The organism is Acinetobacter bouvetii DSM 14964 = CIP 107468, assembly GCF_000368865.1.
In the GTDB taxonomy this organism is placed as follows: domain Bacteria; phylum Pseudomonadota; class Gammaproteobacteria; order Pseudomonadales; family Moraxellaceae; genus Acinetobacter; species Acinetobacter bouvetii.
This window is the reverse complement of sequence record NZ_KB849730.1, coordinates 75,570-88,552: the sequence shown is the minus strand read 5'-3', so window position 1 is coordinate 88,552 and position 12,983 is coordinate 75,570. Positions and strand designations below refer to the sequence as shown.

Genomic DNA, 12,983 nt, shown 5'->3' with positions numbered 1-12,983 from the left:
ATTTGGAGGGATTAATTTATGGAGAATTTAGAGGGCTTTTAAAAATCATCCTTATCGTACATATGCGACATGCGCTCATGTTTGGTTTTCAAATATTGCTCATTGAAAGGGTTTAGGCCGACGGTCAGCGGCACACGGTCAACGACATTGATGCCCAGATCAGTCAGCGCCTTAATTTTCAGCGGGTTATTGGTGATCAGCAGCACTTCTTTCACCTGCAAATGATCCAGCATGATCGTGCACATATCGTAGCGGCGCGCATCTGCCGGCAGGTTCAGCATGAGGTTGGCGTCTACGGTGTCGTGGCCTTGATCCTGCAGCGCATAGGCGCGGATTTTATTGGTTAAGCCAATGCCGCGGCCTTCCTGGCGCAAGTATAAAATTACCCCTTGGCCGGCTTCATTAATCAGTTTCTGTGTGGCCTGCAATTGCGGACCGCAGTCGCATTTTAACGAGGCAAAGGCGTCACCGGTTAAGCATTCTGAATGAATGCGCACAAGAACTGGCCCTTGCGGCGCGGTTTCCAGCCCTTTAGAGAGTGCCACATGTTCTTCGCCGGTTTGAGGATCTTGAAATACCGTAATTTTAAATTCACCAAATGCAGTAGGTAATCTCGATGTTGCGACAAATTCTATAGGCACAGTCAAACCCGTTTTTTCGTTCATAAAGTGGCTAAAGTATAGCGTAATGCTTGGACATTGGTAGAATTGCTACTATGAATTTATGCAGAAGATTTTCTTTTTTGTATAAAGCGAACGATAATAGTTGATAAATAGTAAGATTATTCAGGATAATCTCCACCATTCTACAAACACCCGATTTTTGAGTGCTGTTCAAAATTGCAACGCTAGAAATATGGCTGATTGCAGGTGATACAATCCGACGATATGATCGGATATCCATTTGACCTAGCTTAGAATTTGCCAGGCTTTAGAAGGCTTTGCCATATTATGCTGTATACAGAAATACCGTCTCAACGTCCCAATACACCGCTGCTGGATACGATCGATCATCCGCAGCAGCTCCGTTTGCTTGAGCGCAGCCAGCTTGAGCAGGTGGCGGACGAACTGCGTCAATTCATTTTGTATGCAGCGGGGCAAAGCGGCGGACACTTTGGCGCAAACCTTGGCGTAATTGAGCTGACTGTTGCGCTGCACTATTGTTTTAATACGCCGAATGACCGCCTGATTTGGGATGTGGGGCATCAAGCCTATCCGCATAAGGCTTTGACAGGCCGCCGTGAGCAGCTGGTCACCATCCGCTCTAAAGACGGCTTGGCGGCTTTCCCGGCGCGGGAAGAATCAGAATTTGACACCTTTGGCGTCGGCCATTCATCGACGGCAATTTCAGCTGGATTGGGCATGTCGCTGGCCCGGCGCTACCAGAAAGATCCGTGCGATGTCGTGGCGATTGTCGGTGATGGCGCGATGACTGCAGGCATGGCTTTTGAAGCGATGAATGATGCGGTTGCGCACAATGCTGACCTGATGGTGGTGCTGAATGACAATGATATGTCAATCTCATGCAGCACGGGCGGTTTTGCCAAGCATTTGGCTGCGCTCTGGGAGCGCGGCGAATCGGTCAATATTTCAGAAGACGGCGACGCTTTTGTGCAGCCTTATCCTGAATGGGCCTATAACTCGCGCCTGCACAGCGCAGCGACGGATGCCGCGGACAATTTATTTAAAGCGGTGGGTTTTGACTATTTCGGCCCATTTGACGGCCATGATGTGAATCAGCTGGCGCAAGTGTTTGATGCGCTGAAAAAGCGTTCTGGCCCGCGTTTAATTCATATTTATACCAAAAAAGGCAAAGGCTTTGTGCCTGCCGAAGCCGATCAAATAAAATATCATGCGATCTCTAAACTGAATGCGCCTGCAGTGGCCAATACGGCACCCAAATATTCAGATGTGTTTGGACAATGGCTGTGTGATGAGGCCGCGCAGGATGAGCGCCTGATTGCCATTACGCCAGCCATGTGTGAAGGCTCTGGCATGGTGAAGTTTGCGCAGCAGTATCCTGAACGTTATTTTGATGTGGCGATTGCAGAACAGCATGCAGTGACGTTGGCCGCCGGCATGGCGTGTGAAGGCCTAAAGCCTGTGGTTGCCATTTATTCGACTTTCCTGCAGCGCGGCTATGACCAGCTGGTGCATGATGTGGCTTTGCAGAATTTAGATGTGACCTTTGGCATTGACCGTGCAGGTTTAGTGGGTGAAGACGGGCCAACGCATGCGGGCGCTTATGATTATGCCTATATGCGCACGATTCCGAATATCGTGATTATGGCGCCAAAAGATGAAAATGAATGCCGTCAAATGCTGCATACCGCTTATTTATACAATGGCCCAGCAGCGGTGCGCTATCCGCGCGGCAATGGCCTAGGCGTAGAAATGCAGAATAAGCTGACTGCGATGGAGATTGGCAAGGCGGAAATTCTGGCGGTTTATAATGAGCAATACGGCGACTGCATTTCTGTTTTAGCTTTTGGCAGCCGGGTGCAGGCCGCATTGCAGGCGGCGCAGTCATTTGCAAAACAGCATGATGTGGCTGTGCGTGTGGTGAATATGCGTTATGTCAAACCTCTGGATGAACAGCTGATTGATGCGGTTGCGGACGATACGGCATTGTTTGTGACGGTGGAAGAGCATGCTGTCATGGGCGGTGCGGGCAGTGCGGTGAATGAATACTTGGCTAAGGCGCACATTGTCAAACCCATCTGCAACTTGGGGCTGGAGGATGAGTTCCTGCACCAGGCAACACACAGCCAAATGCTGCAGCAGGCAGGCTTGGATGCGCAAGGTATTGAAAACTCAATTAAACATGCGTGGCTGAAAGTTATAAACATCGCGCCATAAGCCGTTTAAAAATTTTAGAAACATTTTTCCCCTAAAAGCCCGGATATTTGCTAAAATATCCGGGCTTTTATGCATTATTCTTTATCAATATCTTCAAATTTGTAGTGGGTGTTCAATGGAACCTATGGTGGTGATGGCTGCGCGTGCGGCTCAATTAGTCGGTCAAGAGCTTTTAAAAGCGCATCAAAATCGTCATAAACTCGATCTGCAAGTTGAAGAAAAAGGTATTGATGGCCCTGTTACACGTGTAGACCGTTATTTAGAAGAATTAACGATTGCAACGCTGAAAAAAAGCTATAAAAACCACAGCTTCCTGGGTGAAGAGTTTGGCCTGCAAGAAGGCAATGGCCACGATGCTGACTGGTGCTGGATTATCGATCCGCTTGATGGCACATTAAACTTTATTCACGGTGTTCCTCATTTCTGTATTTCCCTTGCAGTGCAGCACAAAGGTGTGACGCAGCATGGCGTGATTTACGATCCTGTAAAAGATGAACTATTCTCTGCAAGCCGCGGCCGCGGTGCAATGATGAATCAGCGCCGTATTCGTGTGAATGTCAAAGACAGCCTAGAAAATACCTTTATGGGTGTGGGCCATGCTTACCGTAAAGTCCGCAATGGCGAAGTTGTCTCTTACGCAAAAAACCATTTTAACTCCTTGTTGAATGTCACTGAAGCGGGCGCGCAATTCCGCCGTTCAGGCTCTGCAGCCCTGGACTTGGCTTATGTAGCGGCAGGCCGCTATGATGCATATTTTGAACTGGGTTTAAAGCCATGGGATATCGCAGCCGGCGAACTGATTGTGAAAGAAGCGGGCGGTACTGTTGTTGATGCACGCGGCGGTTCTGAGTCTATGGACAACGGTCAGGTGATCGCATGTTCTATGAAAATGCTGAAACCGTTGATGCAGGCGGTTGTTCCTGCCTGGGGCGACGCTGCGAAGTAATTTATGCTTTCGTAGACTGATTTTTAAAAGCCTTCATGAAAATGAAGGCTTTTTTGTGCGATATTGAAAATAACAGAGCGAACTTAAACAGGTTGTGCTATTTGATGATTCATCTCATCGGTTTGGGAGGTGCAGGGAAAACCACTGCGGGCAAATTGCTGTCAATCAAAATGAATATTCCATGCATTGATCTGGATGAATGTTTTATTGAAAATGCGGGTGATATTGCTGAATATATTGATTTGTATGGCTATGCTGCGTATGCAAAGCGCAATGTTGAATTGTATCTGCATTTAAAGCAGGGTATGGATGAAAATACGCAGATGGTAGTAGTCTGTTCTTCAGGCTTTATGACCTATCCTGAAAATATTATTTCTGCTTATTTGCAGCTAAAACAAGATATTGAAGTTAATCCATCCACTTTTTTGCTGGTGCCTTCTTTGAATTTGGATGAATGCATAGAAATTATTGTGGAAAGACAGCTCGCAAGGCCGTATTTAAATTCAGATGCTGAAAAAGAAGAGCTGAAAGTCAGAAAAAGATTTGAAATTTACCGTAAGTTGAATTGTTATACAATTTTGACCAATCAGTCTTCCGAGGCTGTCGTTTGTCAAATCGTTCAGCAGCTGGGATGAGCGTTGAAAATGCCGATATGTGAATGAAAGAATTCTCCCTTAACACCGCTTTGCATGTCTTCATTAGCGGATGAATAAAATAATCACGATTCTTACTGGATATAGAGCTGATTGCATGCGTTGGCAATTCATCGTTAAAAATAGATGTATGGCATTGAAAATATTTATAATTGACTGAACAATTCTTCTATGTATGCACACCGTGTGATGGTAATTCAAAAAAAAACAGGGCATGATTAAAATGCTGGATAAAGCGCCAAGCACAGACTAAGTGTGGAGATTTTTTCTCGGGTTTCTGATTTGGTGCGGGATCTATGCCGTTTATTTATATCAGCCCATTCAGCAATGGATGGTTAGCAGTTTAGATCATTATCCTGCTAAAATTATTGTTATTCATTTGATGCTTATGGTAGGCCTGCCATTTGGGATACTTGCTGTTTTTGGAAAATTAAAAGCTGAATCTGCTCCTGCAAAACGGGCCCAAAGAATAAGTCACAGGAAAAAACAATAAAACTTCGTGACATTATTTTAAATTCTGCTATACTCCGCCCACGCACTAAATTACGTTCATTACCTGAACATTTCTCTTCTATATTGTGTATGCGCGTCCGGTCCAAAGAGAGGACAATATTTCGCGCCCCACCCAATCGCTTAAGCGATTCCTTCAGGTTGCGGCTGTTATCAAATGTGCGTTATACGCATCGTCGTTCTCGGATCGCCGCTGATTCTATATTTTCAGCGATTATTGCTGTGCCGCTTTTTGCCGATGTCCATCAGACCATATATTTAATGGAGCACCCACATTAGGGTGAATATCTCTATGAGCAAAACTTTTGCTGATTTTTCTTTAGACGAGTCGCTGCAACAAGCACTTGAGACTCTTGGTTTTACTACACCAACTCCTGTGCAGGAACAATCAATTCCTGCAGCAATGGAAGGTAAAGACCTTCTTGTATCGAGCCAAACAGGTTCTGGTAAAACAGCTGCATTCTTACTCCCAACTTTAAATGCTTTAGCTGGCGAAGATACCTTCCTGCCTTTCAAAGAACGCATGAAGGCTGTGACTCAACCAAACATTTTGGTTATTTCACCAACACGTGAACTTGCACAGCAAGTATGTCAAGACGCGATTGCATTTGTACGCCACATGAAAGGCGTGCGTGTTGCTGCAATCATGGGCGGCATGCCTTTCGGCAAGCAAATCCAGCAATTAAAAGGCGCGCAAGTTGTTGTTGCAACTCCAGGCCGTTTATTGGATCTTGTTAACCGCCGTCAAATCAAACTTGATAAAGTGGATGCTTTAATTGTCGATGAAGCAGACCGCATGCTTGATCTTGGCTTCTCTGAAGACCTTGAAGCCATCAGCGATTTGGCTGCAAACCGTAAGCAAACATTAATGTTCTCTGCAACTTTTGCACCGCGCATCATCAATCTTGCTGAACGCATGATGAATGATCCGCAGCGTATTGCAATTGAAACAGGCCATTCTACAAATACAGACATCACCCAAACTTTGCATTGGACTGATGGTTTCGAACATAAGAAAAAATTGCTGACGCATTGGTTAAGTGCTGAAGATTTAGATCAGGCGGTTGTCTTCGCTTCAACCCAAGAAGATACAGATATGCTGGCTGAAGAGCTTGCAGAAGCAGGTCTTTCAGTTGTAGCTCTTCATGGCGCAATGCCGCAAACTGTACGTAACCGCCGTTTGCGTTCTATTCGTGAAGGCCGTGCAAAAATTCTTGTTGCGACAGACGTTGCAGCGCGTGGCCTTGACGTACCGACAATTTCACACGTCATCAACTTCGGTCTTCCAATGAAGAACGAAGACTATGTACACCGTATTGGCCGTACAGGCCGTGCTGGCCGTACTGGTAAAGCCATTACTTTAGCGACTTACCGTGAACGCGGTAAAATCCGTGCTTTAGAAGACTATTTAGATGCACGTTTAGAAGTATCTGAAATTGAAGGCCTTGAGCCATCTCCACCTCCTGCACGCGGTGGCCGTGATGGCGGCGGTCGTGGCCGTGATGGCGGTGGTCGTGGCCGTGGCGGTCGTGATGGCGGCCGTGGCGGTTTCGGTGGCGGTCGTCGTTTTGAAGGCGAAAGCAACTTTAAACGCCGTGAAGGCGGTGATGATCGTCCACGTCGCAGCTACGATGACAAACCTCGCGGTGATCGTCCATCATTTGGTGGTGAAGACCGTCCGCGCCGTGAGTTTAATTCAGATCGTCCACGCCGCGAAGGCGGTTTCGGTGATCGTCCGCAGCGTTCTTTTGATGACCGTCCAAAACGTGATTTTGGCGACCGTCCACGCCGTGAAGGCGGTTTCGGTGACCGTCCGCAGCGTTCTTTTGATGACCGTCCAAAGCGTGAATTCAACTCTGACCGTCCGCGCCGTGAAGGCGGTTTTAACGATAAACCTCGTTTTAACTCGAATGATGACAACCGTGGCAACAGCGTAGATTACAAACCGCGCCGTGAAGGTTCTTTCGGTGACCGTCCAAAACGTGATTTTGGCGACCGTCCAGCGCCGCGCCGTGAAGGCGGTTTCGGTGACCGTCCGCAGCGTTCTTTTGGTGATGACCGTCCAAAACGCACTTTTGGCGAAGACCGTCCAAAGCGTGAGTTCAACTCAGACCGTCCGCGTCGTAAATTTAACGACTAAATCTCGGGTTTAGTCCTAAATTGAAAAAAAGCCAGTGTTTCCACTGGCTTTTTTTTATTGCACATTTTATTTAATGAAATGTATACTGAGTCATATTTTCAATATTTTTTGATGATTATGAATAGCAAATCTGTTGAGTTGAAAAAAACGGCATTGATCGTTATTCTGCCTTACATCGGGCTGGCATTGCTCTTATCTAATATTCTTTACTACATTTATAACCGTTTCAATTGATCAAAACTGAAGTGCAATAAAAAATAGAGCTTAAAGAACAAATACAATACTGCGCTATTCCAGTAAAACTGATTACATCGAATGGTAACATTTTAAACTCTAATCCTTTATAGTATGCATGCTGAAAAAATGCAGGAAAACGCTCAGCTATGAATAATCAAACACCTCAGCAAGCTCAATCACTGATTGAAGTGAAAAATTTGAGCTTCAAGCGGGGCGAGCGTGTTATTTATGACAATGTGAGTTTAAACATACGCCGCGGACAAATTACGGCGATTATGGGACCTTCCGGTACGGGTAAGACCACGCTATTGCGATTGATTGGCGGACAGTTGACGCCTGATCAGGGTGAAGTGCTGCTGGATGGCAAGAACATTGGATTAATGACCCGCCAGGAACTTTTTGCCGCACGCGCCAGAATGGGCATGCTGTTTCAAAGCGGCGCGCTGTTTACCGATATGTCTGTCTATGAAAATGTCGCGTTTCCGATCCGCGCGCATACTCAGCTGCCAGAGCACTTAATTGCCGAAATGGTGGCGCTGAAACTTGAATCCGTCGGGTTGCGCGGTACGGAACAATTTATGCCTTCTGAACTGTCGGGCGGCATGAACCGCCGCGTGGCTTTGGCGCGCGCGATTGCGCTGGACCCGGAACTGATCATGTATGATGAGCCTTTTGCCGGGCAGGACCCGATTGTCATGGGCGTGCTGACCCGTCTAATCCGTTCGCTGCGGGATGCTTTGGATTTAACCACGATTATTGTGTCGCATGATGTTGCGGAGACCCTGTCAATTGCCGACTATATTTATGTGGTCGCAGAAGGCATAGTGCAGGGCGAAGGTACGCCAGAACAGCTGAAGAAGCATGCATCGCCTTTTGTGAAGCAGTTTTTGACGGGTTCAATCGAAGGCCCTGTGGATTATCAGTTCAGTCATCAACCTTATTTAAATCATGAGGTGCATTAATGAATGCAATTGCCTCATTAGGCAGGCGCGTCATTGAGCGCGTCCGCGGCATAGGCACAGCTACGCTGATGCTGCTGCAGGTTTTATTTTCTTTGCCGACCTGGCTTGGCGTGCAGCTGTTTATTTACCAGATGTACCGTGTTGGCGTGATGTCGCTGCTGATTATTGTGGTCTCAGGCTTATTTATCGGCGCGGTGCTGGGCTTGCAGATGTACAGCATTTTAGTCACTTTTGGCAGTGAAGCGATGCTGGGCGCTGCGGTTTCTCTAACATTGCTGCGGGAGCTTGCGCCAGTAGTGGCTGCGCTGCTTTTCGCCGGCCGCGCCGGTTCTGCTTTGACCGCGGAAATTGGCTTGATGAAAGCCACTGAACAGCTGTCCAGCATGGAAATGATCGGGGTGGATCCTTTAAAGCGGGTGATTTCGCCGCGCTTATGGGCGGGTATTTTCAGCCTGCCGATGCTCTCAGTGATCTTTGCCGCCGTCGGCATTATGGGCGGGAAAATGGTTGGGGTGGACTTTTTGGGCGCCGATGAAGGCTCTTACTGGAGCGGCATGGAAAATGCCGTACAGTTCTATAAAGATATTTTTAACGGCACAATTATTAAAAGTTTTGTGTTTGCATTTATTTGTACTGGAATTGCCGTGTATCAGGGCTATGCCTGTGAGCCGACATCCGAGGGAATTGCAACGTCGACGACCCGTACCGTGGTGTACTCGTCGCTGTGTGTTTTAGGTTTTGATTTTGTGCTGACTGCGGTCATGTTTGGAGGTGTTTAATGAAATCACGTGCAAGTGAACTGGCCGTCGGTGTATTTGTTATCTTATTTGGAATTGCATTGTTTTTCTTAGCGATGCGCGTCAGCGGTCTAGTGGGCAATACCACGAAAGACCCTTATGAAATGACCGCGGTCTTTGAAAACGTCAATGGCATCAAGCCGCGCGCAAAAGTTGCGATGAGCGGTGTGAAAATCGGCCAGGTCGATGCCATAACCTTGGATCCTGTGACCCGTTTGGCAACGGTGCATATCACATTAGACGGCAGTCTGACGACGTTTAATCCGGAACAGCTGAAGCATGTGCAGAAAGAGGCCTTGGAAGAATTGCGCTACAGCAGCGACTATGCAGCAGCAGATGCCGCGCAACAAAAAGCAATGGAAAAGCAGCTGATTGATAACATGAAATCCATCACGAATATTGATGAAGATGCTTATATTATGGTTGCAACCAATGGCTTATTGGGTGAAAAGTATTTGAAAATCATACCGGGCGGCGGCTTGAATTACCTGAAACGCGGTGACCGCATTGCCAATACCCAAGGTACGATGGAAATTGAAGATTTAGTGACTAAATTTGTGACTGGCGGCGCCGGCAAATCGTCAGAAAACACAGGCAGTGCGCCAGCATCATTGGATAAAGCATCTGCAGAGCCAGCAGATGCAGAACCTGCATTTGTTGAATAATTACTAAGGAGATATTGCGTGAATACTTTATTTAAACAGACGCTTACAGCAAGCATTCTTTCAACCGTGATTGCGGGAACTGCTTTTGCTGCGCCGTCTGAAGCCCCGCCTGCATTTGTTAAAAAAGTCGCAGATGGCTTAATTTCACGCTTAAAAGCAGATCACAGCAAACTGCAAAACAACCCTGCAGCGGTCAAAGCGATTATCCGTCAAAATCTTGACCCTTATATTGATTCACAAGCATTTACCCGGATTGTGATGGGGACGTATGCAACGAACCAATACAGTTCAGCTGCCCAGCGCGCTCAGTTTGAAAAGAACTTCCGCGAGACGCTGATTGAGAATTACGGCAGCGCGTTTGCGAAATTTACCAACCAGACTTACAGCATGCGTCCATACAAAGACAATGGCAGCAAGAATCCGGTGGTGACCCTTGATTTCAACAACAACGGCGAAAAAATTCCTGTATCTTTCCAATTGGCGGATAAAGGTTCGCAATGGAAAATCCGCAATATCAATGTGTCAGGCATTGACCTTGGCTTGCAATTCCGCAACCAGTTTGCAGCAACCGTAAAGCGCAATGGAGGCAACTTGGATAAAGCCATTGCCAACTTCAAGCCAGATGCGGAAGCCGCGGTTGATAAGAAAAAATAAGACAGGCCTTATATGATTAAGTTTGATCAGCAGGAAATGCAGGTTTCTGGAAAAATTGACTACAGCAATGCCGAGCAATATTACCAGAAGGGCCTGAACGTGATTCAAGCGCAATCCCAGTTTCCTGTTGTGGTGAATCTATCACAGCTGGAACAGGGCAGTACGCTGGCTTTGGCGGTATTGGTGCGCTGGCTGCGCCAGACACCGGATGCGCAAGGGCTGCAGTTTAAGGCTGTACCTGCAAAAATGATGAAAATCATTCAGGCATGCCACTTAGAACATGACTTGCAGCTGATTTAATATAATCGATGTTTGTAAAAGAAAGCGCCTTCGGGCGCTTTTTTATTGGGGTAAACTCCTCCCTTTATCAAAGGGAGGCTGGGAGGGATTTTATCAAATCCATTTTTTCCAGCGGAAGTAAATCATCGGGCCGACCAAGAATGCGATCAGAATCAAGCTGACCACAATAAAGCTGGTTGCGCCGTGCGCAAACGGCAGCACATCGGTGTTCATGCCGTAGATGCTGGCAATCAGCATGGGCGGCGCCAGCATGCTTGGCAGGATGGAGAAGCGGCGGATCGTATCATTCTGCTCAGTGTTAATGAATCCAGAGGTGGTGTCCAGCAGGAAGCGCACTTTTTGGAACAAGAAAGCGTCATGTTCAACCAGTGAGCGCACATCTTCACTGAGTTCCCGAATATCCGCATCGTAAATATGGCTGCCCAAGGCGCGCGGACGCGACAGAAAGGTCAGCACGCGGCGCAAGTCAATCAGGCAGAGCTGGGCTTTCCCGAGCATATCTTCCAGCTGCGCTAAGCGCGTGATCATGTCATCCAGATCTAAAATCATTTCACGGTGGCGGTTATTCAGCACTTCTGTGGAATACTTTTCCAAGTCCTTGTGGATATCTTCCAAGATATCCGCAAGCTCATCCAGCTTGGCTTCCAGCAGGCCCAGTAAAATCCAGGTCGGATCTTTGTAATCAATTTCATAGTCATTGCGGCGCGCGCGCGCGCGAAAAGCGCGGAAAGCTACCAGCTTTTCACCGCGCAGGGTGAATAAGCGCTCTTTATGCAAAATGAATGCAACTGTTTGCACTGTCGCTAAAATGTTGGAATTTTCTTCCGCTTCACCGTCAACTTGAAAATTTTTATTTTTCGTTAAAAAATACGTACTGATATGCAAAATACCGTCATCATCACGGTAGAATCGTGCAGAAGATGAAATATCTTCCAGCGATTTCAGGGTCGGCATATTTTGACCGTAGGCATCTAAAATCCATTGCTGTTCTTCTTGAGAGGGGGCAATGAGGTCGAGCCAGACTAAATCAGGATGTAAATCAAAGTCGCCATTAATGGTGGCGTCTTCCAAGCTACCGCGCTCTGTGGCGTAAAAGGCTTCAAGCATGCCGTCTTTTCTCCCTTGCGCAGTGCGTGTAAATGAATGCGTGTATTTTAGACAAGGATTTGAAGAAATACACTGTTCGAATGGTTATTTTATTAAAAAAACTCCATGAAGTTTATTTTAGCGGCATGACAGATTGATAACACGGTGATACTGAATGAAATCTATAGCAATTTTTTGCGGTTCTGCATTAGGAACAGACCCGATTTATTTAAAGATGGCGCAATTGGTTGGACAAACACTGGCTCAGCATCAAATTACGCTGGTGTATGGCGGCGGCCGTTCGGGATTGATGGGCATGGTGGCGGACAGCGCCTTGCAGGCGGGCGGCAAGGTGATCGGCGTGATTCCAAAGCAGCTGGTTGACCGTGAATTGGCGCATCCGGATCTCACAGAACTGCATATTGTTGAAAATATGCATGAACGCAAGACGCAAATGTCAGAACTGGCTGACGGCTTTATTGCGATACCGGGCGGTGCTGGAACACTGGAAGAAATTTTTGAACAGTGGACTTGGGCGCAGCTGGGGATTCATCAAAAACCGTGCGCATTTTTAAATGTTGATGGCTTTTATGATGATTTGCTGAAATTCATTCAAACTACTGTAGATAAAGGCTTTACCCATCAGCGTTTCAGCAGCAGCCTGATTGCATCGGACGGCATTGAAGAAATTCTGCAGCAGTTTAAAGCGTATGTGCCGCCGCAGCCTAAATGGGGCATGGCCGATCAGCAAAATTTAGTGAAACGTGCATGAAAGTCATTACTGTCGCGGCAGGCATTGTCCTGAATGATCAGCATCAATTGCTCTTGGTGCGCAAGAAAAATACGTCATGCTTTATGCAGGTGGGCGGCAAGCTGGAGCCGAATGAATTGCCTGAACGCACCATTATTCGGGAAATTGAAGAGGAAATTGGCTGCACGGCGCAAATTCAGCATTATTTAGGCCGTTTTGAGACGCCGGCAGCCAATGAGCCAGATCATCTGCTGGTCAGCTATGTTTACCATGTCACTTTAGACCGAAACCCGGAAGTTCAGGCGGAAATTGCAGAAATGAAATGGGTGGATTTGAATGATGCAGAAACAGCGCTAGCGCCATTAACCTCAGAAATTGTGATGCCATGGGTTAAGCAGTATCTGGTGGCATCAGCTTAACAGTC

13 protein-coding genes are annotated in these 12,983 nt (G+C 47.0%); 11 read left to right on the top strand and 2 right to left on the bottom strand.

Features of this window, described 5'->3' with window-relative positions:
- Window positions 1–38: 38 nt before the first annotated feature.
- Entirely contained in the window at window positions 39–641 is a 603-nt protein-coding gene (gene ribA, locus F941_RS15045) for a GTP cyclohydrolase II (RefSeq protein WP_026253395.1), read from the bottom strand.
- A gap of 309 nt (window positions 642–950) precedes the next feature.
- Here ribA and dxs point away from each other — a divergent pair, with 309 nt between their 5' ends.
- The 9 genes from dxs (at window position 951) to F941_RS14995 (ending at window position 10,722) form a co-directional block, all read left to right on the top strand.
- A complete protein-coding gene (dxs, locus tag F941_RS15040) occupies window positions 951–2,858 on the top strand; it encodes a 1-deoxy-D-xylulose-5-phosphate synthase (RefSeq protein WP_005013058.1) in 1,908 nt (635 codons plus the stop codon).
- Between the two features lie 115 nt (window positions 2,859–2,973).
- Window positions 2,974–3,804, top strand: coding sequence for an inositol monophosphatase family protein (locus F941_RS15035; RefSeq protein ID WP_026253394.1), 831 nt, complete (start codon window positions 2,974–2,976; stop codon window positions 3,802–3,804).
- Window positions 3,805–3,908: 104 nt separating this feature from the next.
- Window positions 3,909–4,439, top strand: coding sequence for a shikimate kinase (locus tag F941_RS15030; RefSeq protein WP_005013052.1), 531 nt, complete (start codon window positions 3,909–3,911; stop codon window positions 4,437–4,439).
- 820 nt (window positions 4,440–5,259) lie between these two features.
- Window positions 5,260–7,107, top strand: coding sequence for a DEAD/DEAH box helicase (locus F941_RS15020; protein ID WP_005013051.1), 1,848 nt, complete (start codon window positions 5,260–5,262; stop codon window positions 7,105–7,107).
- Between the two features lie 383 nt (window positions 7,108–7,490).
- Window positions 7,491–8,306 (top strand): ABC transporter ATP-binding protein, encoded by an 816-nt coding sequence (locus F941_RS15015; RefSeq protein ID WP_005013049.1) that lies wholly within the window; start codon window positions 7,491–7,493, stop codon window positions 8,304–8,306.
- A complete protein-coding gene (gene mlaE / locus F941_RS15010) occupies window positions 8,306–9,085 on the top strand; it encodes a lipid asymmetry maintenance ABC transporter permease subunit MlaE (protein ID WP_005013047.1) in 780 nt (259 codons plus the stop codon). The genes F941_RS15015 and mlaE overlap by 1 nt, the downstream gene beginning before the upstream one ends.
- On the top strand, window positions 9,085–9,768 hold the full coding sequence (gene mlaD / locus F941_RS15005) for an outer membrane lipid asymmetry maintenance protein MlaD (protein WP_005013045.1): 684 nt from the start codon (window positions 9,085–9,087) through the stop codon (window positions 9,766–9,768). The genes mlaE and mlaD overlap by 1 nt, the downstream gene beginning before the upstream one ends.
- An 18-nt stretch (window positions 9,769–9,786) precedes the next feature.
- A complete protein-coding gene (locus tag F941_RS15000) occupies window positions 9,787–10,422 on the top strand; it encodes an MlaC/ttg2D family ABC transporter substrate-binding protein (RefSeq protein ID WP_005013044.1) in 636 nt (211 codons plus the stop codon).
- Between the two features lie 12 nt (window positions 10,423–10,434).
- A complete protein-coding gene (locus F941_RS14995) occupies window positions 10,435–10,722 on the top strand; it encodes an STAS domain-containing protein (protein ID WP_005013042.1) in 288 nt (95 codons plus the stop codon).
- A gap of 93 nt (window positions 10,723–10,815) precedes the next feature.
- Here F941_RS14995 and F941_RS14990 read toward each other — a convergent pair whose 3' ends face one another.
- On the bottom strand, window positions 10,816–11,829 hold the full coding sequence (locus F941_RS14990; protein ID WP_005013032.1) for a CorA family divalent cation transporter: 1,014 nt from the start codon (window positions 11,827–11,829) through the stop codon (window positions 10,816–10,818).
- 154 nt (window positions 11,830–11,983) lie between these two features.
- Between F941_RS14990 and F941_RS14985 the strand changes: the two genes are divergently transcribed.
- Both F941_RS14985 and F941_RS14980 read left to right on the top strand, forming a co-directional pair.
- Complete coding sequence (locus tag F941_RS14985) at window positions 11,984–12,580, top strand: LOG family protein (RefSeq protein ID WP_005013031.1); 597 nt, start codon at window positions 11,984–11,986, stop codon at window positions 12,578–12,580.
- Entirely contained in the window at window positions 12,577–12,978 is a 402-nt protein-coding gene (locus F941_RS14980) for an NUDIX hydrolase (protein WP_005013030.1), read from the top strand. Before F941_RS14985 ends, F941_RS14980 begins: the two co-directional genes overlap by 4 nt.
- Window positions 12,979–12,983: the final 5 nt, after the last annotated feature.

What these genes read in the sequence shown, in the direction of transcription:
- dxs (WP_005013058.1), top strand. Translation starts at nt 951, where the DNA reads ATGCTGTATACAGAAATACCGTCTCAACGTCCCAATACACCGCTGCTG.
- F941_RS15035 (WP_026253394.1), top strand. Translation starts at nt 2,974, where the DNA reads ATGGAACCTATGGTGGTGATGGCTGCGCGTGCGGCTCAATTAGTCGGT.
- F941_RS15030 (WP_005013052.1), top strand. Translation starts at nt 3,909, where the DNA reads ATGATTCATCTCATCGGTTTGGGAGGTGCAGGGAAAACCACTGCGGGC.
- F941_RS15020 (WP_005013051.1), top strand. Translation starts at nt 5,260, where the DNA reads ATGAGCAAAACTTTTGCTGATTTTTCTTTAGACGAGTCGCTGCAACAA.
- F941_RS15015 (WP_005013049.1), top strand. Translation starts at nt 7,491, where the DNA reads ATGAATAATCAAACACCTCAGCAAGCTCAATCACTGATTGAAGTGAAA.
- mlaE (WP_005013047.1), top strand. Translation starts at nt 8,306, where the DNA reads ATGAATGCAATTGCCTCATTAGGCAGGCGCGTCATTGAGCGCGTCCGC.
- mlaD (WP_005013045.1), top strand. Translation starts at nt 9,085, where the DNA reads ATGAAATCACGTGCAAGTGAACTGGCCGTCGGTGTATTTGTTATCTTA.
- F941_RS14995 (WP_005013042.1), top strand. Translation starts at nt 10,435, where the DNA reads ATGATTAAGTTTGATCAGCAGGAAATGCAGGTTTCTGGAAAAATTGAC.
- F941_RS14990 (WP_005013032.1), bottom strand. Translation starts at nt 11,829, where the DNA reads ATGCTTGAAGCCTTTTACGCCACAGAGCGCGGTAGCTTGGAAGACGCC.
- F941_RS14985 (WP_005013031.1), top strand. Translation starts at nt 11,984, where the DNA reads ATGAAATCTATAGCAATTTTTTGCGGTTCTGCATTAGGAACAGACCCG.
- F941_RS14980 (WP_005013030.1), top strand. Translation starts at nt 12,577, where the DNA reads ATGAAAGTCATTACTGTCGCGGCAGGCATTGTCCTGAATGATCAGCAT.